The following is a 22414-nucleotide window of genomic DNA, read 5'->3' as shown; positions in this document are numbered from 1 at the left end:
CTCGTGCCCACCTCGCCGTCGCCCGTGATCGCCGTCGTCGGCGCCACGGCGAGCGGCAAGAGCGCACTCGCGATCGAGCTCGCGCGGCGGCTCGGCGGGGAGATCGTCAACGCCGACTCGATGCAGCTGTACCGCGGCATGGACGTCGGCACCGCGAAGACGCCCGTCGGCGAGCGCGCCGGCGTGCCCCACCACCTGCTCGACGTGCTCGACGTGACGCAGGAGGCCTCGGTCGCCGCCTACCAGGTCGACTCGCGCGCGGCGCTCGCCGACATCGCCGCGCGCGGTGCGCAGCCGCTGCTCGTGGGCGGCTCCGGGCTCTACGTGCGTGCCGCGCTCGACGCCCTCGACTTCCCGGACACCGACCCGGAGGTTCGCGCCCGCTGGGAGGCGCGCGGCGAGCGCGAGGGGCCGGGACTCCTGCACCGCGAGCTCGAGCGGCTCGACCCCGCGGCGGCCGAGAGCATCGGCCGGCACAACACCCGCCGGCTCGTCCGCGCGCTCGAGGTCATCGAGCTCACCGGTCGCCCCTACACGGCGCAGCTGCCGACCTACGCCGATCTCGTGCCCACGCTGCACCTCGCGCTCGACGTACCGCGCCCCGTCCTCGTGGAACGCGTCGCACGTCGCGCCGAGGCGATGTTCGCGGGCGGGCTGCTCGAGGAGACCGCCGCACTGCGCGCGGCGGGTCTCGAACGCGGCGTGACGGCCTCGCGCGCGGTCGGGTACGCGCAGGCCCTCGCGGTCCTGGACGGACGGCTCACGACGGCGCAGGCCGTCGAGGCGACGACGGTCGCCACCCGGCAGGTCGCCCGCCGTCAGACGAGCTGGTTCGGCCGCGACCCACGGATCGTGCACCTTGACGGCGAGGAACCGCTCGCCCGCCAGGTCGAGCTCGCGCTCGGGGCGCTCGCGGCCGCGGCGGCTGACCGCGGCTGACGACGGACCGACCGACGCTTCGGGTTCCCTCGCGTGGCGGCGCCAGCGATCTGTGCCGGGTCGGGGGCCGAGACCGGGACGGATCGCTGGGTTCGCGGCCGGGGTCGGACCGAGCGTCTGGCGGTGCCGGTCATTCGTGCCGGTTCGGGGGCGGTTTGCGGGACGGATCGCTGGGTTCGCCGCGCTCGCCGTTCCGGCTCGGCCCGGACGGCCGGCACGGGCACACGGGGCGCCCCGCGTATCCTGCCCGGGTGACGAGCACCCCGACGGGCACCATGCCGGGCCCGGCGACGAACCCGGGCCCGGCGTCGAGCTCCGCCGAGCCCGTCCGGCGCTGGCCGGACCTCGTCAAGGGGCACGGCACGGGCAACGACTTCGTGCTGCTCACCGACGCCGACGCTGCGCTCGACCTGGACCCCGTCGCGGTCGCCTCGCTCACGGACCGGCACCGTGGCCTCGGCGCGGACGGGCTGATCCGCGCCGTTCGGACGCAGGCGCTGCTCGCCGTCGAGCCCGGGCTGGCCGACGTGCTCGGCGCGGACGCGGCGCGCGCGGAGTGGTTCATGGACTACCGCAACGCCGACGGCTCCGTCGCGGAGATGTGCGGCAACGGGATCCGGGTGTACCTGCGCTACCTCGTGGACCAGGGCCTCGTGGCGCTCCCGGACGGCGCGGCGCTCGCCGTCGGGACGCGGGCGGGCGTGCTGGACGTGCGTGCCGAGGGCGACCTGGTCGCCGTCGCGATGGGGCGCTGGGGAGCCCCCGGGGGCGACGCGGCGCTCGCGGCCGGCTTCGACGCCGAGGTGAGCGTGGCCGGCGTCGAGGGCGCGCGACCGGGCCTCAGCATCACGATGCCCAACCCGCACGTGGTCATCGCGGTGGCGAGCGACGCCGAGCTCGCGGCCGCGGAACTCACCCGGCCGCCCGCCGTCGTGCCCGTGCCGCCGCAGGGGACCAACGTCGAGATCGTCCAGGCGCTCGGCGAGCGCGTCGAGGCGTGGACTGCGGTGGGCGAGATCCGGATGCGGGTGCACGAGCGCGGCGTCGGCGAGACGCTCTCGTGCGGCACCGGCGCGTGCGCGGCCGCCGTGGCCGCCCGCGTGTGGGCGGGTCCCGGCGCGCCCGACGTGTGGGACGTGCACGTGCCGGGCGGGACCGTGCGCGTCGTGCTGGCGCCCGACGGCGAGGTCGAGCTCATCGGTCCCGCGGTGCTCGTCGCGGACGTGCGGCCGCGCTGAAGGTCCGCACCGAGGGCCCGCACCGAGGGGCCGAGCCGGCCGCTGCACGGGCCGATCTCCCGGACGGCTACGCCGTCGTCGGCCGTCCGACCCGGAGCACCCGGAAGCCGCCCTGGCTCGTCACCCGCTCGACGGGTGCGCCGAGCGTCTCGACGAGCCAGCGGGCGAGCGAGTCCGCGCCCAGCTGCTTGGCCACGACGAGGTGCGCGACGCCGTCGTCCGCGAGGCGGGGCAACCACAGCCGCAGCAGGTCGTGCAGCGCCGCCTTGCCGATCCGGATCGGCGGGTTGGACCAGAGCGCGTCGACCCGGACGTCGGGCTCGACGTCCTCGGGTCGCAGTGCCGTCACGTTCGTCGCACCGACCGCCGCGGCGTTGGTCCGGGTCAGCTCGAGCGCGCGCTCGTTGACGTCGACGGCGAGCACGCGCGCCCCGGGCGCGGCGAGGGCGAGCGCGAGGGCGAGCGGGCCCCATCCGCAGCCCAGGTCGACGAGCACGCCCTCGGGCGGGGGCGGCGGGACCGCGCCGAGCAGGATCCGCGTCGCGGAGTCGAGGTGGTCGGCGGAGAACACCCCGCTCGCGGTGGTCAGCCGCAGGTCGCGGCCCGCGAGGTGGACGTCGATCGTGCGCCGCTCCTGCTCGGACGCGGGCGCCGCGGTGAAGTAGTGGTCGCCGGTCACGACCGCCAGCGTAGGTGAGGCCGCGACGGGAGGGCCGCTCGCCGTCGCGTGGTGCGGCGTGGTGCCGCGGCCGTCGCGCGGGGCGTTGCGCGGTGCGCCCTGGGCGAAGGCCTGTGTATATCCCTCGCCCGTCGCGCGGCGCCCGTGGGACCATGGATGCCCGCACGGAACGCCGTGCAGCGGCCGCCGACACAGGACCGGCGACCACGAAGGAGACCATGAACGAGCTCACCCCCCACGGCGCCGACACGTCGGACCAGCGCGCGACGCACGGTGCCACCCGCGAGTCCGACGAGGCGCGACGCGTCGTCGAGCGCATCCTCGCCCGCTCGGGAACCGCCGTGATGGCGCAGGGTGCCGGAGCCCCCTCGGACGCCGACGGCGATCAGCTCGATCTCGCCGAGCGCTCCGCGCTGCGGCGCGTCGCCGGGCTGTCGACCGAGCTCCAGGACGTCACCGAGGTCGAGTACCGCCAGCTGCGGCTCGAGCGGGTCGTGCTCGTGGGGCTGTGGCACTCCGACGCCGAGGCGGCCGAGATCTCGCTGCGCGAGCTCGCGGCGCTCGCCGAGACCGCGGGCTCGCAGGTGCTCGACGGACTGCTGCAGCGTCGTCAGACGCCGGACCCCGGCACCTACCTCGGCTCCGGCAAGGCCGCCGAGCTCGCGGGCATCGTCGCCGACACCGGGGCGGACACCGTGGTGGTCGACGGCGAGCTCGCCCCCTCGCAGCGTCGTGCGCTCGAGGACGTGGTCAAGGTCAAGGTCGTCGACCGGACGGCGCTGATCCTCGACATCTTCGCCCAGCACGCGAAGTCCCGCGAGGGTAAGGCTCAGGTCGAGCTCGCACAGCTGGAGTACCTGCTGCCGCGCCTGCGCGGCTGGGGCGAGTCGATGTCCCGGCAGGCCGGTGGTCAGGTCGGCGGCGCCGGTGCGGGCATGGGCTCGCGCGGTCCCGGCGAGACGAAGATCGAGCTGGACCGGCGCCGCATCCGCAACCGGATGGCCAAGCTGCGCCGCGAGATCAAGGCGATGGCGCCGGCGCGCGGCGCCAAGCGCGCCCAGCGCCAGGCGTCCACGGTCCCGCAGGTCGCGATCGCCGGCTACACCAACGCCGGGAAGTCCTCGCTGCTCAACCGGCTGACCGGTGCCGGCGTGCTCGTCGAGAACGCGCTGTTCGCCACGCTCGACCCGACCGTGCGCCGGGCCGAGACGCCCGACGGGCGCGCCTACACGATCGCCGACACCGTCGGATTCGTCCGGTCGCTGCCGCACCAGCTCGTCGAGGCGTTCCGCTCGACGCTGGAGGAGGTGGCGGACGCCGACCTGCTGCTGCACGTCGTCGACGCCGCCCACCCGGACCCGGAGAGCCAGATCGCGGCCGTGCGGGAGGTGCTGGCCGACATCGACCTCGCGCAGGTGCCCGAGGTGCTCGTGCTCAACAAGGCCGACCTCGCCGACCCGGACACGCTGGCCCGGCTGCGCTCGGCCGGACCGCACACCGTGGCGGTCTCGGCCCGCACGGGTGCGGGCATCGAAGAGCTGCGCCGCCTCGTCGCCGAGCTGCTGCCGCGACCCGCCGTGGAGGTCGACGTCGTCGTGCCCTACACGCGCGGCGACCTGGTGCACCAGGCGCACACCACGGGTGAGGTGCTGACCGAGGAGCACGGCGCCGACGGCACCCGCCTGCGCGCGCGCGTCGACGAGGCGCTCGCCGCCCAGCTGCGCGCCGCCGTCGGATGACCGCGCGGGTCCTGCCCGCGCACGTGGCCGAGGGACGGTCGGTGAGGGCGCGTGGGTGAGACGCGCGTGAGCGGAACGCGCTCGAGCCTTGGCGCTGCCGCTGCCGGCGCGGAGGCCGACGTCGAGGCCGCCGCCGTCCAGACGGCAGAGGGCGGTGTGGCCGCGTCCGCGGCCTCGTCGGCGAGCGGGTCGGCGAGCGGCTCCGGCTCGGACGTCGACCTCGACGAGGCGCTCGACGCCGTCGTGACCGCGCTCGGCGGTGAGCGTCGTGAGGGTCAGCACGCGATGGCGCACGGGGTCTGGGACGCGCTCGAGGATCGCGTGCCGCTGCTCGTGGAGGCCGGGACCGGGACCGGCAAGTCGCTCGCGTACCTCGTGCCCGCCGTCGTGCACGCGGTGACGCGCAACGAGCGTGTCGTGGTCTCGACCGCGACGCTCGCGCTCCAGCGTCAGGTGCTGATCAAGGACCTCCCGCTCGTGTCCGGTGCGCTCGAGCCGCTGCTGCCGCGGGCGCCGCAGGTCGCCCTGCTCAAGGGCTGGCACAACTACCTGTGCCGGCACCGGCTCGACGGCGGGTACCCGGACGAGGCGCCTGGCCTCTTCGCGCTCGACCTCGCGACCGAGCACCCCGCGGGCGCCGAGGAGGAGTCGCTGGGGGAGCAGGTCGTCCGGCTGCGCACGTGGGCCGAGGAGACCGAGACCGGCGACCGCGACGATCTGGTGCCCGGCGTGAGCGACCGCGCTTGGCGGCAGGTGTCCGTCCCTGCCATGGACTGCCTCGGCCCACGCTGCCCGCTGCTGGCCGAGTGCTTCCCCGAGCGCGCCAAGGTCGCCGCCCACGCGGCCGACGTCGTGGTGACCAACCACGCGATCCTGGGGATCGCGGCCTCTGGCTCGCCGGGGGTGCTGCCCGAGCACCAGGCCGTCGTGGTCGACGAGGCGCACGAGCTGGCGGCGCGCGCCCGCGCGGCGGCGACTGCCGAGCTCTCCGCCGCGAGCGTGGGGCGCACCGCGCGCATGGTGCGCCGGCACGCGGGCGCCGTCGTCGCGAGCCTCGACGACGCGGCGGACGCGCTGTCCGCGGCGCTCGCGGAGGTACCGCCCGGCCGGCTCCCGTCGGGCCTGAGCGTCGAGCTCGAGGGGATCGTCACGCTGCTGGGCGCCGCGCTCCGGGAGGCGCTGACGGCCACGAAGCCGGCCTCGGGGGCCGCGCCCGACGGCGCTCTGCAGATGGCGCGCTCGGCGCTCACGGTGGGCGTGGAGATCGTGGACCGCCTGCTGTCCGACGCCGTCGCCCAGCGCCGCGACGTCCTGTGGTGCGAGGAGCTCACCGACGGCTCCCGGCGGCTGCGGGTCGCGCCGCTCGAGGTCGCCGGCCTCGTCGCCGAGCACCTGCTCACCGACCGCGGCGCGGTCCTGACCTCGGCGACCCTGCGGATCGGCGGGACGTTCGAGGGGGCGGCGCACGACGTCGGGCTGCATGGGGCCGACACCTACCGCGAGCTCACCGTGCCGGGCCCGTTCGACTACCGGCGCCAGGCGATCCGCTACGTGGCGGCGCACCTGCCGGCGCCGGGTCCGACGCCGAGCGACGCGATGCTCGAGGAGCTGGTCTCGCTCGTCACGGCCTCGGGCGGAGGTGCGCTCGGCCTGTTCTCCTCGCGGCGCGCGGCCGAGCTCGCGGCCGCGCACGTGCGGGCGGCGACCGGGCTGGAGGTGCTCTGCCAGGGCGACGACGTGCTCGCGACCCTGGTGGCCCGGTTCCGCGAGAACGACGCCACGAGCCTCTTCGGCACCCTGTCGCTGTGGCAGGGCGTGGACGTCCCCGGCCGCACGAACCGCCTCGTGGTCATCGACCGCATCCCGTTCCCGAGACCGGACGACCCCGTCGTGCAGGCACGCTCGGAGGTGGCGGCGCGGCGCGGGAAGAACGAGTTCCTCACCGTCTCGGCGGCGCACGCCGCCCTGCTGCTCGCGCAGGGCGTGGGACGCCTGGTCCGGTCGACACAGGACCGCGGCGTCGTCGCGATCCTGGACTCCCGGCTCGTCCGCGCGCGCTACGGCGGGTTCCTCGAGCGGTCCCTGCCGCCGATGTGGCCGACCCGGGACGGCGAGATCGCTCGCGGAGCGCTGCGTCGACTTGCCGCCGAGTCTCACTAGCATCAACCCATGAGCGACCAGCCGCACGACCCCACGTCAGCGCCGGCCAGCCCGTCGGTGTCCTTCCTCGGCGACGACGGTCTGGAGAACCCGTTCCGTCGTTACTCCACCGTCGCGATCGTGGGCGCAGGGTCGGTGGGCTCCACTCTCGCCTACACCGCACTCGTCCGCGGGGCCGCCCGCCGGGTGGTGCTCTACGACGTCAACGCCCCCAAGGTGAAGGCGGAGGCGGCCGACATCGGCCACGGGATCGAGTTCATCCCGCAGGCCACGATCGAGGGCAGCGACGACATCGAGATCTGCCGCGACGCCGACATCGTGGTCTTCACGGCGGGGGCGAAGCAGGACCCGGGCCAGAGCCGCATGGAGCTGGCGGCCAAGACCGTCGGCCTCGTGAAGAAGGTGCTGCCGACGCTCGTCGAGATCGCGCCGCACGCCATCCAGATCATGGTGACGAACCCCGTCGACGTCGTGACGTACGCCGCGCAGAAGCTCACCGGCCTTCCGCCGTCGCAGGTGTTCGGGTCCGGCACGGTGCTGGACTCCTCGCGCCTGCGGTTCCAGATCTCCCGGGAGTGCGGCGTGGCCGTGCAGAACGTGCACGCCTACATCCTCGGCGAGCACGGCGACTCCGAGGTGCCGATGTGGAGCTCGGCCTCGATCGCCGGCGTCCCGCTCCTGGAGTGGCTCGGGGCCGACGGCGAGCCGGTGTTCACCGACGAGCTGCGGCGCCGCATCGGGCACGACGTGGTGCACGCCGCGTACTCGATCATCGAGGGCAAGGGGGCGACGAACTACGCGGTCGGCCTCTCCGTGACCCGGATCATCGAGGCGGTGCTGCGCAACGAGCACCGCGTGCTGCCCATCTCCACCCAGGTCGCAGGCGAGCTGGCGGGTGTCGGGGACGTGTGCCTCTCGATGCCGACCGTGGTCGATCGCGCGGGCGCCGGCGCGCGGCTCGCGATCCCCATGAGCGCCCAGGAGCTCAACCTGCTGCGCAGCAGCGCGGAGCACATCCGCCAGGCGGCACGCCAGCTCGGGTTCTGACCGCGATCGGCTCGGCGCTCGACCGGAGTCCGGTCGGGCGCCGAGCCGTCGGTGCGGGTGCCGTCCGGGCGGGCACGTCGGGCCGGGTCCGTTCGGGCCCGACCCCCGAGGCTCGCGCGGCGCCTCAGAGCCGACGAAGCACCGCGACGACGCGGCCGAGGATCTCCGCGTCGCGTCCGTCGATGGGGGAGTAGAGCGGGTTCGCGGGCAGGAGCCAGAGGGCGTCCGGGGTGCGTCGCAGCGTCTTCACGGTGGCCTCGCCGTCGATCATCGCGGCAACGATCTCGCCGTTCTCGGCGACGTTCTGACGACGGACGACGACCCAGTCGCCGTCGCAGATCGCGGCTTCGATCATCGACTCCCCGACGACCTGGAGCAGGAACAGCTCACCGTCGCCGACGATCCGGCGCGGCAGGGCGAACACGTCCTCGACGGTCTGCTCGGCGAGGATCGGCCCACCCGCCGCGATCCGGCCCACCACCGGGACGTACGACGTCTGTGCGTCGGTGGGCTCGGGCAGGACGACCTGTGCCGGAAGCGCGCCGGGCGCCGGCGGACGCAGCGGACCGGACGTCTGACGCCGGTCCTCGTACGCGGCCGCCTCGGCGTCGGCCCGAGGCGTGCGCCCCGGCACCGCGGAGATCACCGGAGCCTCGGCGACCACCTCGATAGCACGGGGGCGGTGCGGGTCGCGCCGCAGGTAGCCCTTCTCCTCCAGCTGCTGGAGCTGGTGCTTCACGCTGGAGGGTGACGTGAGCCCGACCTCCAGCCCGATCTCTCGCATGCTCGGCGGGTAGCCCCGCTCCTGCACGCTGCGTCGGATCACCTCGAGCACCGCGCGCTGACGCACGGTGAGCACGCGGGGGTCCCTCACGGTCATCGGTTCTCTCCCTCCACGCCCCCTGGGGGTGCGTCCCGGCCGATCCCCTGACGGCTCCGGCAGCGGTGCCCGGGGGGATGTCAGTGGTCGGTGATGTGCTCTGCGTGGAACAAGCGTACGACGAGACCGCACGAAATGTCCGACATCTGTTCGAACCGGTGTGTCGACATCTCCGAGGTCGTGCCGTACGCTCTCGAACAGACGTTCGCCGCACAGGCGTTCGAGGGGAGAAACCGATGAGCACGATCGTGTACCCGGCAGCGCAGCAGACCCGCTCCGTGACGGCTCGGCCTGCGTCGAGCACCGTCCGCGCAGCGGACGGGAGCACCGCGGGGAGCCACCGGATGAGGCTCACGCGACGCGGGCGCCTCGTCCTGACGGTCCTGGCGACGCTGCTCACGCTCGGCACCGCGTCGTTCGCGGTGCAGGCCGTGGCCGACCAGCCCTGGCAGCCCGACCCCTCCGTGGTCGTCGTGGTGGCCCCCGGCGAGACGCTGTGGAGCATCGCCACCGGCATCGCGGGGGACCGCGACGTGCGGGAGGTCGTCGCCGACATCCAGAACCTCAACGGCATGGCGAGCAGCGACCTGGTCGCGGGTCAGGAGCTCCGGCTGCCCTCCGGCAGCTGACGCGGCTGACGCCTGCCGAGGTCGCGCGCCGGCCGGCGGTGCCCGAGGCGTCGGCGCCGGGGTCGTCGCCGGGTGTGCACCGGCGGCAGGGACGCACCGGCGGCAGGGACGCACCGGCGGCGTGGACGGGCGGCTGCCATGGCCTGGAGCGACTCGCCTCGGGGTGAGCATGGTCCGGCGGGCGCTTCCAGGTCGGCCCAGGTCTGCGTGCGAGGATGGGGGCCCGTGCCCCGCCGAGGGGTCTGCCGACCAGACGGAGACGTCGTGCACTGCCCGTACTGCCGCCACACCGACTCCCGCGTCATCGACTCGCGCACGAGTGACGACGGTTCATCGATCCGCAGACGCCGCCAGTGCCCCCAGTGCGGTCGCCGGTTCTCCACGGTGGAGACCACGAGCCTCTCGGTCGTGAAGCGGTCCGGCGTCGTCGAGCCGTTCAGTCGCGACAAGGTCGTCTTGGGGGTGCGCAAGGCGTGCCAGGGCCGGCCCGTCAGCGACGACAGCCTCGCGGTCCTCGCGCAGCGTGTCGAGGAGGCGGTGCGTGCGACCGGCACGGCCGAGGTCGATGCTCACGACGTGGGCCTCGCGATCCTCGGACCGCTCCGCGAGCTCGACGAGGTCGCGTACCTCCGGTTCGCCTCCGTCTACCAGGACTTCAGCTCGCTCGCCGACTTCGAGAGCGCCATCGCCGCGTTGCGCGCCGAGCGCGCGGGCCGCCCCGGTACGGCCGAGGAGCTCGTGCAGGCGGGTGCCTCTGCAGCGCTCGGTGACCTCAATGCGGACAGCCGGCGGGAGCGCGACGGCGAACGCGCGGTCGACGCCGAGCGCGACGGCGACGCGGTCGACGGCGCCGAGCCGGCCATCGGCGAGACCGTCACCTCTCGGGGCTGACGGTCGGTCGGCGAACGGTGGCCGGTCGGTCGGCGAAGCGGACGGTCGCCCCGTGAGTGCCCTGGGCGCGCGGCCACCCACGGCGTTCCCGCACACCAGGACGCCGCCCCGCCGCCCCGGCCGTGCCGGGCGCGCCCGGCAATGGCCTGGCCCACGGGCGCGTTGTCGGGAATGCTGGACGTCAGCGCACCGTGCGCTGCACCGAATGGCGCCACCGGCGCGGAGAGGAGTCGTCGATGACCACCCCCGACAAGGAGGCCGCCGCCGTGCCGGAGGACGTGAAGGCCAAGTTCCGCGAGGCGCTCGAGGCCAAGAAGGCCGGGCAGCACGCCGCCGGCGCCAAGGGCCACGGCCACGACGCGCTCGAGGGGCACGCGAACGACGGCGGGCACGGCCACAAGGTCTTCCGCCGCAAGTCCGGCTGAGCGGTCGACGTGAGAACGGGGACGGGCGGCTCCGAGCCGCCCGTCCCCGTTCTCGTTCTCACGCGCTCCCTCGCCGCGAGCAGGCGGGTGGGAGCGCGGCGGGCGTGCCGGAGGACCGGAGCGCCTGCTCGTGCGCAGCCCGCCGAGACGGATCTCGGATCAGGCGTCGAGGACGCGCGCCCGGATCGTCGTCGACTCCTTCGAGATCGTCTCGACGACGCCCTCGGGGAGCGTGCCGGAGACATCGGTGACGGCGTAGCCGAACTGCCCCCAGGTGCCGAGCACCTGGTACTCCACGTTCGCACCGTGCTGGGAGAGGACCTCGTTGAGCTGGGCCATCACGCCCGGCACGTTCTGGTGCAGCAGCGTCACGCGCTGCGACCCCTCCCGCGGGCGGTCGAGCACCAGACCCGGCACGTTCACCGAGAGGTACGTGGCGCCCAGCTCCTGGTAGTCGCGCAGCTTGCCGGCCACGAACTGGCCGATGTCGTGCTGGGCCTCCTCGGTGGAGCCGCCGACGTGCGGGGTGAGGATCACGTTCGGCAGGCCGCGCAGGTCGCTCTCGAACGCCTCGCCCTGCGCTTTCGGCTCGGTCGGGAAGACGTCGACCGCCGCGCCCGCGAGCGACCCGTCCTCGATCCGCGCGCGCAGCGCGGCATAGTCCACGAGGAACCCGCGGGAAAGGTTGAGGAAGAGCGCACCCGGGCGCATCGACGCGAACTGCGCCGCGCCGAACATGCCGGCGTTGCCGGGTCGTCCGTCCACGTGGAGCGTCACGACGTCGGACTCCTCGAGCAGGGCGTCGAGCGAGGGCATCCGGTGGGCGTTGCCCAGCGCGAGCTTCTCGGCCGTGTCGTAGAACACGACGCGCATGCCGAGCGCCTCGGCGACCACCGACAGCTGCGTGCCGATGTTGCCGTAGCCGACGATTCCGAGGGTGCGGCCGCGCACCTCGTGGGCGCCGCTCGCGGACTTGTTCCAGGTGCCCTTGTGGAGCGCCGAGTTCTGCACGGTGAGTCGTCGGCTCAGGGCGATGATCTCGCCGAGCACGAGCTCGACGACCGAGCGGGTGTTGGAGAACGGCGCGTTGAAGACCGCGACGCCGCGCTGGGCCGCCGCGGCGAGCTCGATCTGGTTGGTCCCGATGCAGAAGGCTCCGACCGCGTCCAGGTGCGACGCCGCGAGGACCGCGTCGGTCACCTGGGTCTTGGAACGGATCCCGAGCAGCGACACGCCGTCGAGGGCCTCGATGAGCTCGGACTCGTCGAGGGCTCCCTTGAGCGAGGTGACGTCGTAGCCGGACTCCTCGAGGAGGGTCGTGGCGAGCGGGTGGATGTTCTCGAGTAGCAGAGCGCGGGGCACGGGACCATTCTCGCGCGGCCTCCGCGGCGTCCCAAATCGGTCCGGCAGGTGGGCGCGGTCGCAGTCGCGCGGGAGAGGGGGACGCCTCAGGCGCTCTCGGGCAGACCGTCCGCCGCGCTCTCGGGCAGACGGTCACGCTCGTCGTCACGCACGCCGTCACGCACGCCGTCACGCACGCCGTCACCCGCGCCGTCGGGCAGCCCCTCGGGCAGGTCGCCCACGAGGGTCAGCCGCCGCGTGGCCCGCGTCATCGCGACGTACGCGTCGCCGCGACTCATCCGTGCGACGTCGAGCGCCACCACGGTGTCGAACTCCAGGCCCTTGACCTCGACGGGGTCCAGCACCACGAGCGGCTGGGTGAGGTCGATCCGCGGCGCGCCGAGCCGGGCGCGCAGCGCCGGGACCGCCGCGGTCGGCGCGACCACGCACGTCGTGCCGCCGAGTGCGCGGGAGTCGGCCACGGCCGTCGCCAGGTCGTCGCTGCGCTGCAGCGCGCCCTCGACGTCGCGCGCCGACACGACGGGTGCGACGTCGACGTCGAGCCCCTCGCGGGCGACGGCGGCGCGCAGCACCTCGGTCGCGGCGTCCATGACGGACGCGGGCGTGCGGTAGTTGATCGTCAGCTCCGCCAGGCGCCACCCGCGGTCGAGCCGGTCGAACACGTCCCGCCACCGCGTCGTTCCCGCTGCCGACGAGGTCTGCCCGGTGTCTCCCACCACCGTGAAGGACCGGCTCGGGCAGCGCCGCAGCAGGCTGCGCCACGCCATCGGGGACAGCTCCTGCGCCTCGTCGACGACGATGTGGCCGTAGGTCCAGCCCCGGTCGGCAGCCGCACGCTCTGCGGTGGTCCGCGCCGGGCCGGACTCGGCCATCCGGGACGCGAGCATCTCGGCCGTCACCTCGGGCAGACCCTCGCCGGAGCCGCCCAGGGACCGCAGCGTCGCCCGCGCGTACGCGAGCTCGTCGCGGGCCTGCGCCGCCGCAGCCAGCTGGGCGCGCTGGCGCTCGGGGTCGATCCGCTCGCCGATGAGCTCGGCGGCCTCGTCCAGGAGGGGGATGTCGGCCTCGGTCCACGGAGCGTCGGGGTCGCGGCGCAGCAGTGCGCGGTCGCGCGCGGCGAGCCCGGGGGCCACCTCCGCGAGCCGGTGCGGCTTCGCCCAGAGATCGCGCAGCAGCCCCTCGGGGCTCAGCGGCATCCACGCGAGGTTGAGCGCGACGCGGACGTCGCGGTGGGCGCGCAGGTCCTCCGACACCTCGGCGAGGTCGCTGCCACCGAGGTCGGCGCCGATCGCCTCGGCGTACTGCCGCGCCAGGACCTGGAGCATCTGCCGGACGAACACGACGCGCGCGGCGTTGTGCGGCTGGTGGGCGCGGCGGGCACGCGCGCGCGCCGCCGCCACGTCGTCCGGGCGGATCTCCAGCTCGACCGAGCCCAGCCGGAAGCGGGTCACCTCGGCCGGCACGCGCTGACGCGCCGCCACGGCGCGCTGGATCACGCCCGCCATCGCGGTGCGGCCCTTGACGCGCGCGACGGCCGGCTCCTCCACCGCCGTCGCGGTGACGTCGGGGAGCAGGGTCGCGATCGTGGTGGGCACGACGCCCGTCTCGCCGAGCGCGGGGAGCACGCGCTCGATGTACCGCAGGAACGCGTCGGACGGCCCGACAAGCAGCACGCCCGAGCGCGCCAGGCGCTCACGGTGGGCGTAGAGGAGGTAGGCGGCGCGGTGCAGCGCGACGGCGGTCTTCCCCGTGCCGGGGCCGCCCTGGACCACGAGCACGCCCTCGACGTCGGACCGGATGATCTCGTCCTGCTCGGCCTGGATCGTGGCGACGATGTCGTGCATCCGCCCGGTGCGGTGCTCGCCGAGCGCCGCGAGCAGCGCGCCCTCGCCGGCGAGCGTCGCGCGGGAGTCCTCGTCCAGTGCGTCGGCGTCGAGCACGTCGTCCTCGATGCCCACGACGGCGCGGTCCCGGGTGGAGAGGTGACGTCGCCGCACGACGCCGCCGGGGTTCGCGGCGGTGGCCTGGTAGAAGGGACGCGCGGCCGGGGCGCGCCAGTCCGTGAGCACGGGGGAGTGGAACTCGTCGGAGATCCCGATACGCCCGACGTAGCGCGTCCCGCCGGGCGGCGTGCCGTCCTCGCGAGCGGCGGGCTCGGCGTCGGGGCGCAGGTCGATGCGGCCGAAGACCAGCTTCTGCTCCACCGCGTCGTACGTCGCGAGGCGCTCGGAGTAGAGCGTGGCGAACGAGTCGCGCTCGGAGCGCGCCTGGTGGGTCCCGCTGGAGCCGTCACCGCGCACGCGCTCCAGGTGCGCCCGCGCGTTCTCCCGCAGGTCGTCCAGGCGCGCGTACACGCCGTCGACCACCGTCTGCTCGTGGCGCAGCTGGGCGGCGAGAAGCGCGTCGTCGGATCCTGCTGCGTCCACCCAGCCTCCTGCTCGCGTCTCGACCGGCCGTCCATTATGGCGCACGCAGCTCGGCCGGTCGTGCGCGGGCCGGCACAGGGTGGGGCGCGGCGGCGGGAATGCGGGGGGCGACGGGGCTGTTGTCGTCCCTGGAAGGCCACGGGGGTGGCCGCGCGGACGAGGTCCGCGCCGACGGACGAGCAAGAACGAGAACGCACGGGAGGCGACATGGATCCCTCGGCACTGTTCCACTGGGACCTCGCCGATCACCCACCGCTCGGGGTGCCGAGCGGGCGAGGCGACGGCGATCAGGGGCGCGACGAGACCACCGGACGCGGCAGCGCGAGCGACGAGAGCGCCGCCGCACCCGACCTCGGAGCCAGTGCCTCGCCGTCGGGCACGCCCGAGGCGGCCACGCTCGACGAGACCGTGCCGGGAGAGGGCGCCGCGCGACCCGCGTCCGGCGGCGCCGAGGCACTGCATCCCGACGACGTGACGAGCGCGCCCTGGCTGCCGCGTGCCGTCGCCGAGATCGACGTGCCCGTGCTCGTGCACGCGCTGCGCGGCTCGATGGACGCCGGCCACGCCGGCGCGCTCGTGGTCTCGCACCTGCTCGCCACGCACGCGTCCGAGCGCGTGGCGACCTTCGACGTCGACGAGCTGCTCGACTACCGCTCGCGCCGCCCGCCGATGACGTTCGAGAAGACCAGCTTCACCGAGTACTCCGACCCCGAGCTCGCGCTCGACTACCTGGCCACGGACCAGGGCGGCGTCCTCCTGCTGCACGGCGTGGAGCCGGACCTGCGGTGGGAGAAGTTCGCCAGCGCGGTGCGCGAGATCGTCGAGCGCCTCGGCGTGCGGACCACGGTAGGCGTGCACGGCATCCCCATGGGCGTCCCGCACACCCGCCCGATCGCGGTCACCTCGCACGGCACGCGCGAGGGCCTCGTGGACGTCGACGGCTCGGTGTTCGGGACGGTCCAGGTCCCCGGCAGCGCCTCGTCGCTGCTGGAGTACCGCCTCGGTGCCTGGGGTCACGACGCGATGGGCTTCGCCGTCCACGTCCCGCACTACCTCGCGCAGGCCGAGTACCCGGCCGCAGCAGCCGAGCTGGTCCGACGGGTGGGTCGGGTCACCGGCGCGCACCTCGACGTCACGGCGCTCGAGCGCGCCGCGGCCGAGGTGGCCTCGGAGGTCGACCGGCAGATCGCGGAGTCGCCCGAGGTGGCGGCCGTGGTCCAGGCGCTGGAGAACCAGTACGACGCCTACCAGGAGGCCGCCGGTCGGAGCCTGCTTGCGAGCGAGGAGGTACCGACGGCCGACGAGCTCGCGGCGCAGTTCGAGGCGTTCCTCGCCGAGCAGGGCTCGGTCGAGGACGGCCGGCCCGACGAGGCCGGCGACGGCGAGCGCGCCTGACGCTCGACGCGTCGCGCGCGCTCACCCTCCCCGGCCCGCACCGGAACGCCCGGAGCGAACACGCCGACCTCGCAGCCGCTGCTTCTGGCGCACCGGCGCCCCGCTCTGACACACTAGGAGCCGTTGCACCAGCTTCTCTAATGTCTGATGTTCTTCGAGCACGGCGTGGGGATCACTGCAGCACCGGGCGCCCGGCACAGGGTCGGGTGCCACTCCCCGGAAGGACACGCATGGCACAGGGAACCGTCAAGTGGTTCAACGCTGAGAAGGGCTACGGGTTCATCGCCCAGGACGGCGGCGGCGCCGACGTCTTCGTGCACTACTCGGCCATTCAGTCGGACGGCTACCGCTCGCTCGAGGAGGCTCAGCGCGTGGAGTTCGAGATCACGCAGGGCCCGAAGGGTCCGCAGGCCGAGAGCGTTCGCCCGCTCTGACCCGCACCTCCGCGTGGCCCGCACCCCTCGGGGTGCGGGCCACGCGCCGTCTCACCCGGCGTTCTCCGTCGCCCAGCCGGGGGCGACCTCCACGTCCCGCAGCGGCGCCGACGTCCCGACGAAGTCGTCGAGCTCGCGCCCGGTCACGAGCCGCACCGGCGCCGGCAGCCCCAGCAGCTCCCGCGCCAGGCCAGCGTCCGGCGGGGTGTCACCCGCGATCACCACGAGATTGCCGAACCGGCGCGCCTTGAGGATCGGCGGCTCGACGGCGAGCGCCACGTGCGCGAACACCTCCCGGGCCGTGGCCACTTCTCGCCGTGCGATCGGCAGCGGCGGGCTGTCCACCAGGTTCCCGAGGTAGCGCCCGCCCGGCCGCAGGATCGCCGCGAGCTGCTCGAGGAACTCCACGGTCGTGAGGTGGGAGGGCACGCGCGCGCCCGCGAACGCGTCGCGCACGACGGCGTCCCACGAGTCCGGCTGCAGGCTCGCCACCGCGGCACGCGCCTCGGCCGTGCGGATGCGCAGGCGAGGGGCGCGCGGCAGGTCGAACCAGTCCCGCGAGAGGCGGGCGAGCTCGCCGTCGAGCTCGACGACGAGCTGGCTGGTGTGCGGCGCCTGGTGGTGGATCGCGCGCGCGAAGGCGCACGCGGCACCGCCGAGGTGGAGCACGCGTGCGGTCGACGAGGGCTCGAGCAGGTCGGCCATCGCGAGGCGCATCTGCTGCATGTACTCGAACTCGAGGTGCCCCGGGTCCGCGAGGTCGATGTAGGAGGACTCGACGCCGTTGACGTAGACCATGACCGCCGTCGGCCGGTCCGGGTCGGGCTCCAGCTCCACCGTCCCGGTGTCGATCGGGACCACTCCGTCGGGAAGATCTCCTGGCAGGGAACGACGGCGCGCCATCGGGCGATCCTAGTGCGCGAGGACGGCACGCCGCTGGGCCGGCGGCGGGCTGGCCGCGGACCGATGACGCGGAGACGTGCCTGCACCAGACTCACAACATGAGCCTCGAGCCGGACACCAAGGACTGGACGTGGGTGCTGCGCGAGCGGTGCCCGGAGTGCGGCCTCGCCGCGGGCGAGGTGGCCCCGGCGGAGATCGGCTTGCTCGTGCGTGCGAGCCTGCCGCGCTGGACGGCCGCACTTGCGCGCCCGGACGCGTCGGTGCGGCGCTCGCCGCAGCGCTGGTCCGACCTCGAGTACGCCTGTCACGCGCGCGACGTGTTCCGCGTCTTCGACGAACGCCTCGCGCAGATGCTCGCGACGGACGGCGCGGCGTTCGCGAACTGGGACCAGGACGCCACGGCGCTCGAGCAGGACTACGCCGGGCAGGACCCTCGTGCGGTGGCCACGGAGCTGACGGAGGCGGGGGAGCGGGTGGCCGCCCGGTTCGACGCGGTCACCGAGGCAGACCACGCGCGCCGCGGGATCCGCTCGAACGGCTCGGAGTTCACCGTCGTGACGCTCGGGCAGTACTTCTGGCACGACGTGCACCACCACCTGCGCGACGTCGGAGCGTGAGTCGTCCAGCGGTCCAGCGGTCCAGCCGTCCGGCGGTCTCGCGGTCCGGCGACCGGGTGATCCAGCGCGGTGGGTCGCAGCGTCCCGCGTCGAACGAGCGTTCGATAGGCTGAGGTCGTGGACGAGCGTGGTGGGCCCTGGCGGTGGGGGGAGGACGACTCCGGCACTCCGATCCTGCACGTCGACATGGACGCGTTCTTCGCCTCGGTGGAGGTGGCCGCCCGCCCCGGGCTGCGCGGCCGCGCCATGGTGGTCGGCGGCCGTGAGCGCGGGGTCGTGCTCGCGGCGACCTACGAGGCGCGTGCGTTCGGCATCCGCTCGGGCATGCCGATGGCGACGGCGATCGCCCGGCTCCCGTCGGTGATCGTCGTCCCGCCGGACCACGAGTCCTACCGCCGCGTCTCCCGCCAGGTCATGGCGGTGCTGGCCGAGATCACCCCGCAGCTGCAGCAGGTGTCCGTCGACGAGGCCTTCCTCGACGTCAGCGGCGCGCGTCGACGGCTGGGCTCGCCGGCACGGATCGGCACGCTCGTGCGTGAGCGCGTGCGCCGCGAGGTCGGGCTCCCGATCTCAGTCGGCATCGCGTCGACGATGTTCGTCGCCAAGGTCGCCTCCACGCGCGCCAAGCCCGACGGCATGCTCCTCGTGCCCGAGCACGCGACGGTCGACTTCCTCCACGCGCTTCCGGTCGCCGCGCTGTGGGGTGTGGGGGAGTCGACGGCGAGCCGGCTCGCCGACCTCGGGATCCGGACCGTGGCCGAGCTGGCGACGGCGCCACGGTCCTCCCTCGCGGCCCGGCTGGGGCCGGCTGCCGCGCATCGGCTGCACGACCTGGCGTGGGGTCGCGACCCGCGCGTCGTGACCCCCGAACGCACCGAGCGCTCGGTCTCGGCCGAGCACACGTTCCCCGTCGACGTCACCGACCGGGCCGAGCTCGCCCGCACGGCGCTCGCGCAGACCCACACGTGCGCGCGGCGTCTGCGTGAGGCGGGGATGCTCGCCCGCGGCGTGACGCTCAAGGTCCGTCTCGCGGACTTCACGACGCTGACGCGGTCGCGCCGGCTCGACGTCCCGACCGATGTCGCGGCCGCGCTGCACGGCACGGTGCGTGCGCTGCTGGCGGCGGTCGACGTCCCGGCGACGGGGGTGCGCCTCATCGGCGTCCGCGCCGACGACCTCGTCGTCGCCGCGGGGACACCGGTGCAGGCAACGCTCGGCGACGACGGCGACGACAGGCGCGCGCTGGAGGTCGCGGTCGACGCCGTCGATCGGCGGTTCGGCGGCGGCGCCGCCGTCGCGGCCTCGCTGCTGCAGGCGCCGCCCGTCCCGGCGACCCAGCCGACGCCGTCGGACCCCGCCGTCGGCGCACGCGAGCCGGTCCCGGACCGTTCGCGAGGAGATCGGACCGGCCGTCGCGCGGACGAACCCGGGCCGAGGAGTGGACTGCGGAGGGACTCGACTACCGCCACCCCGAAACCGCGCATATCCTAGGACCCTGACGGTTGTTCGAGGAGGACGCCATGCCCCTGTCGGAGTACGAGCAGCGTGTTCTGGCGCAGATGGAGCGTCAGCTCAGCTCTGACGACCCGAAGCTCGCCCAGACGTTCAAGGGCGGCGGGGTCCGTCGTCGAACCTCGTCCGTCATTCTCGGTGTCGTCGTGGTCGCGGCCGGCCTGGCCATGCTCATCGGCGGCGTCTCGCAGCAGCTGACCTGGCTCGGGCTCCTGGGGTTCCTCGCAATGTTCGGTGGTGTGCTGCTCGCGCTCTCGCGGGGCTCCTCGGCGTCGCGGCCGGGAGACGCGGGCGGAGCAGCCGGCGTGGCGGCTGCCAAGGCGCCCCGGAAGAAGTCCTCGTTCATGAACCGGCTCGACGAGCGGTGGGACAAGCGGCGCGACCAGCGCGGCTGACCCGGACCGGGGGCGGCGTGGCCGCCCCGCTCGTGACGCCGCCGACCCGGCACCCCGAGCGCCGCCCCGCTCTCCTCCTGTTCGAACCACGCCCCCGATCGTTGCGCGACGACGCGTGCCACGGGGGCGTCGTGCTGTCCGGCGCGCGCTGAGTCGCGCGAGTCGACGGCGCCGTTCCACATCGCTCCCCGGGACGCCTCCACGTCGCTCCCCGGGACGCCTCCACGTCGCTCCCCGGGGCGCCTCCACGTCGCTCCCCGGGACGCCTCCACGTCGCTCCCCGGGGCGCCTCCACGTCGCTCCCCGGGGCGCCGCGCTGAGCCGCCTGATCGGCCGCCGGCGCGTGCGTGAGCGCTTCATTCCCCCGTGTTTTCGCGGTTCCAGGGGCTTCGAGCCCACGGGCGCCCAGCGCCGGCGCAACAGCGGCCTCTCGGGAAGGCGCCACCGAGCGGCCACGGGAGGCAGGGCGACGCACGTGTCACTCCACCTCGCTCCACCGGTTCTGACCTGCGACAACGAAAGACACGTAGCGCGAGGAGGGCCACGGACGTGGCCGAGGTGGAGGGTTGTGGAGTAATGTGGAGCCCAGCGGGGCACGGCGGCGCTCCGGAGGGACAGGGGAGGTGAGGCACCGTGCTCATCGGGACCTTCACGCCCCGGCTCGACGAGAAGGGCCGCCTGATCCTCCCGGCCAAGTTCCGCGAGGAGCTCGCCGGCGGGCTCGTCATGACCCGAGGGCACGAGAAGTGCCTGTTCGTGTTTCCGATGGCGGAGTTCGTGACGCTCCACAACACGCTCCGCGCCGCGCCGCTCACGTCCCGCGAGGCCCGCGACTTCAACCGCGTCCTGCTCTCCGGCGCGCACGACGAGATCCCCGACAAGCAGGGCCGCGTCACGATCCCGGCCACGCTGCGCCAGTGGGCCGGGCTCGAGCGAGAGCTCGCCGTCGTCGGCACCGGCAACAAGCTCGAGGTCTGGGACTCCGCGGCCTGGGAGGCCTACCTCACCGTCGCGTCCGCGGCGTTCGACGACGCCGCGGGGGAGGTGGTGCCCGGGTTCTGACACGTCGCTGTCGTGCGAGGTCTCCCGCCGACGCCCCTGACGCACTTCCCCGGCGCCAGGTGCGCCCTCGGAGGGAGTCCTGGTCCGACAGCACACCGCAGCACGACCCCACACCGCCACCTACATCCCACCCACATCCCACGCACCGCCGCCCCGACCGCCCACAGCCCGCTCGTCCGCCCGAGCACTCGCCGAGACCCGAGGAGGTGACATGACCCAGCACGACCAGCCGCCGCTCGACCCGATCGAGCAGCCGGATCCGCAGCCCGAACGGCGCGCCGACGACCTCCACGTGCCGGTCCTCCTCCAGCGGTGCGTCGACCTCCTGGCCCCCGCGCTCACCGAGCCGGGGTCCGTGCTCGTCGACGGCACGCTCGGCATGGGCGGTCACGCCGAGGCCCTGCTGAGCCAGTGCCCGCAGACGGGGGTGGTCGGGATCGACCGGGACCCCCAGGCGCTCGCGCTCGCCGCGGCACGCCTGGCACGGTTCGGCGAGCGGTTCGCCCCCGTGCACGCGACCTATGACGAGATCGACGACGTCGTGGAGGCGCAGGTCGGACGGCCGGTGCAGGGCGTCCTCCTCGACCTCGGCGTCTCCTCGCTCCAGCTGGACGACGCCGACCGGGGCTTCTCCTACTCCCGGCCGGCACCCCTCGACATGCGGATGGACTCCAGCAGGGGTGAGACCGCGGCGGAGCTGCTCGCCGAGGCCGACGAGCGCGAGCTCACGCGGATCCTGCGGGTCTACGGCGAGGAGCGGTTCGCTCAGAGGATTGCGGGGACGATCGTCCGCGAGCGTGCCGAGCGCCCCCTCACCACCTCGACCGAGCTCGCCGATCTCGTCCGTCGCGCCGTCCCGCGGGCCGCCCAGCAGGGTGGCGGCCACCCGGCCAAGCGAACGTTCCAGGCACTGCGCATCGCGGTGAACCGCGAGCTGGAGATCCTGCAGGACGCGATCCCGCGCGCGGTGGAGGTGCTCGCCGTCGGCGGTCGGATCGTCGTGGAGTCCTACCACTCGCTCGAGGACCGCATCGTCAAGCGCGAGCTGGCCCGTGGCGCGAGCTCGAGCGCGCCGCGCGAGTGGCCGGTCGAGCCCGAGACCCACCGGCCCTACCTCGAGCTGCTGATCCGCGGCGCGGAGAAGGCCGACGACGTCGAGACCGCGCACAACCCCAGGTCCGCGTCCGTGCGTCTGCGCGCCGCGGTCCGCACGCGTCCCACCCCCGACCACATGCGCGAGCAGCGCACCGGCAGCAGGAGATCGGCATGAGCGTCGCACCCGCACGGATCGGCACGGCCCGCTCCTACGCCCCCCGGCGCACCGCGGTGGCCGCGCCGTCGCCGCGCGCGCGCCTGCGTATCGTCCCGAACGCTGCGCCGGACGCCACGCGCGCGCCGTTCTTCGCGCTGTGCGCCGCGATCCTCGTCGCGGCCCTGCTCGGCGCGCTCGCGCTGAACACCTCGATGGCCGCGACCTCCTACACGCTGCGCGACCGGGCGAGCACGCTCGCGTCGCTGGAGGAGCAGCGCGAGACGCTCGCCACCGACCTGGAGAACACCACCTCGCCGGCGCAGGTCACGCTGCGCGCTCAGCAGCTGGGGCTCGTGCCGAGCGACGGCGTCACCTACGTGCGCCTGTCGGACCACACCCTGATCGGCGGCCAGGGCGCGGGCAAGTGAC

Annotated in this window: 20 protein-coding genes and 1 pseudogene; 16 read left to right on the top strand and 5 right to left on the bottom strand. The window is 74.4% G+C overall.

What is annotated here, in order from left to right; genetic code table 11:
• Positions 1-3 precede the first annotated feature (3 nt).
• Both miaA and dapF read left to right on the top strand, forming a co-directional pair.
• A complete protein-coding gene (gene miaA, locus FH969_RS00400; protein ID WP_139985346.1) occupies positions 4-939 on the top strand; it encodes a tRNA (adenosine(37)-N6)-dimethylallyltransferase MiaA in 936 nt (311 codons plus the stop codon).
• A gap of 275 nt (positions 940-1214) precedes the next feature.
• Positions 1215-2177: a diaminopimelate epimerase gene (dapF, locus tag FH969_RS00395; RefSeq protein ID WP_139985491.1), complete on the top strand. Its 963-nt coding sequence runs from the start codon at positions 1215-1217 to the stop codon at positions 2175-2177.
• A gap of 67 nt (positions 2178-2244) precedes the next feature.
• Here dapF and FH969_RS00390 read toward each other — a convergent pair whose 3' ends face one another.
• A complete protein-coding gene (locus tag FH969_RS00390) occupies positions 2245-2856 on the bottom strand; it encodes a class I SAM-dependent methyltransferase (RefSeq protein WP_139985344.1) in 612 nt (203 codons plus the stop codon).
• A 218-nt stretch (positions 2857-3074) separates the two neighbouring features.
• Between FH969_RS00390 and hflX the strand changes: the two genes are divergently transcribed.
• The 3 genes from hflX (at position 3075) to FH969_RS00375 (ending at position 7802) form a co-directional block, all read left to right on the top strand.
• Complete coding sequence (hflX, locus tag FH969_RS00385; RefSeq protein ID WP_108719672.1) at positions 3075-4595, top strand: GTPase HflX; 1521 nt, start codon at positions 3075-3077, stop codon at positions 4593-4595.
• Between the two features lie 156 nt (positions 4596-4751).
• Positions 4752-6755: an ATP-dependent DNA helicase gene (locus FH969_RS00380; RefSeq protein ID WP_370445363.1), complete on the top strand. Its 2004-nt coding sequence runs from the start codon at positions 4752-4754 to the stop codon at positions 6753-6755.
• A gap of 9 nt (positions 6756-6764) precedes the next feature.
• Positions 6765-7802 carry an L-lactate dehydrogenase gene (locus tag FH969_RS00375; RefSeq protein WP_139985342.1) on the top strand — a complete coding sequence of 346 codons (1038 nt, stop codon included), beginning with the start codon at positions 6765-6767 and terminating at the stop codon, positions 7800-7802.
• A gap of 124 nt (positions 7803-7926) precedes the next feature.
• Here FH969_RS00375 and lexA read toward each other — a convergent pair whose 3' ends face one another.
• Positions 7927-8682 (bottom strand): transcriptional repressor LexA, encoded by a 756-nt coding sequence (lexA, locus tag FH969_RS00370; RefSeq protein WP_108719674.1) that lies wholly within the window; start codon positions 8680-8682, stop codon positions 7927-7929.
• A 344-nt stretch (positions 8683-9026) separates the two neighbouring features.
• On the opposite strand from lexA, the gene FH969_RS15040 reads away from it, so the two are divergent.
• The 3 genes and pseudogenes from FH969_RS15040 (at position 9027) to FH969_RS00355 (ending at position 10627) form a co-directional block, all read left to right on the top strand.
• Entirely contained in the window at positions 9027-9311 is a 285-nt protein-coding gene (locus FH969_RS15040; RefSeq protein ID WP_180359603.1) for a LysM peptidoglycan-binding domain-containing protein, read from the top strand.
• Positions 9312-9575: 264 nt separating this feature from the next.
• Positions 9576-10031 (top strand): annotated as a pseudogene (nrdR, locus tag FH969_RS00360) (transcriptional regulator NrdR); the annotation flags it as partial.
• Between the two features lie 407 nt (positions 10032-10438).
• Positions 10439-10627 (top strand): DUF5302 domain-containing protein, encoded by a 189-nt coding sequence (locus FH969_RS00355; RefSeq protein WP_108719677.1) that lies wholly within the window; start codon positions 10439-10441, stop codon positions 10625-10627.
• 159 nt (positions 10628-10786) lie between these two features.
• Here FH969_RS00355 and serA read toward each other — a convergent pair whose 3' ends face one another.
• Positions 10787-11989, bottom strand: a complete 1203-nt coding sequence (gene serA, locus FH969_RS00350) for a phosphoglycerate dehydrogenase (RefSeq protein ID WP_139985336.1) — start codon at positions 11987-11989, stop codon at positions 10787-10789.
• A gap of 86 nt (positions 11990-12075) precedes the next feature.
• Entirely contained in the window at positions 12076-14415 is a 2340-nt protein-coding gene (locus tag FH969_RS00345; protein WP_246071612.1) for a HelD family protein, read from the bottom strand.
• 207 nt (positions 14416-14622) lie between these two features.
• Between FH969_RS00345 and FH969_RS00340 the strand changes: the two genes are divergently transcribed.
• Both FH969_RS00340 and FH969_RS00335 read left to right on the top strand, forming a co-directional pair.
• Entirely contained in the window at positions 14623-15810 is a 1188-nt protein-coding gene (locus FH969_RS00340; RefSeq protein WP_246071611.1) for a PAC2 family protein, read from the top strand.
• A 230-nt stretch (positions 15811-16040) separates the two neighbouring features.
• Positions 16041-16244: a cold-shock protein gene (locus FH969_RS00335; protein WP_098468506.1), complete on the top strand. Its 204-nt coding sequence runs from the start codon at positions 16041-16043 to the stop codon at positions 16242-16244.
• A gap of 51 nt (positions 16245-16295) precedes the next feature.
• Here FH969_RS00335 and FH969_RS00330 read toward each other — a convergent pair whose 3' ends face one another.
• Positions 16296-17147: a spermidine synthase gene (locus FH969_RS00330; RefSeq protein WP_139985332.1), complete on the bottom strand. Its 852-nt coding sequence runs from the start codon at positions 17145-17147 to the stop codon at positions 16296-16298.
• Between the two features lie 98 nt (positions 17148-17245).
• Between FH969_RS00330 and FH969_RS00325 the strand changes: the two genes are divergently transcribed.
• From FH969_RS00325 to ftsL, 6 genes are all read left to right on the top strand, one after another.
• Positions 17246-17764, top strand: a complete 519-nt coding sequence (locus FH969_RS00325) for a DinB family protein (protein ID WP_139985330.1) — start codon at positions 17246-17248, stop codon at positions 17762-17764.
• Positions 17765-17881: 117 nt separating this feature from the next.
• Entirely contained in the window at positions 17882-19255 is a 1374-nt protein-coding gene (dinB, locus tag FH969_RS00320) for a DNA polymerase IV (RefSeq protein WP_234417555.1), read from the top strand.
• 29 nt (positions 19256-19284) lie between these two features.
• The gene (locus FH969_RS00315; RefSeq protein WP_108719681.1) at positions 19285-19671 is read left to right on the top strand and encodes a DUF3040 domain-containing protein; all 387 of its coding nucleotides are present in this window, start codon (positions 19285-19287) and stop codon (positions 19669-19671) included.
• A 633-nt stretch (positions 19672-20304) separates the two neighbouring features.
• A complete protein-coding gene (gene mraZ / locus FH969_RS00310; protein WP_108719682.1) occupies positions 20305-20733 on the top strand; it encodes a division/cell wall cluster transcriptional repressor MraZ in 429 nt (142 codons plus the stop codon).
• A gap of 211 nt (positions 20734-20944) precedes the next feature.
• Entirely contained in the window at positions 20945-22003 is a 1059-nt protein-coding gene (rsmH, locus tag FH969_RS00305; RefSeq protein ID WP_139985328.1) for a 16S rRNA (cytosine(1402)-N(4))-methyltransferase RsmH, read from the top strand.
• Positions 22000-22413: a cell division protein FtsL gene (gene ftsL / locus FH969_RS00300; protein WP_108719684.1), complete on the top strand. Its 414-nt coding sequence runs from the start codon at positions 22000-22002 to the stop codon at positions 22411-22413. Before rsmH ends, ftsL begins: the two co-directional genes overlap by 4 nt.
• Position 22414: the final 1 nt, after the last annotated feature.

The sequence above is a fragment of the Miniimonas arenae genome, from assembly GCF_006351005.1.
GTDB classification, from domain to species: Bacteria; Actinomycetota; Actinomycetes; order Actinomycetales; family Beutenbergiaceae; genus Miniimonas; species Miniimonas arenae.
Note: the sequence above shows the minus strand (reverse complement) of the source record. Positions and strands in the feature narration are given on the sequence as shown.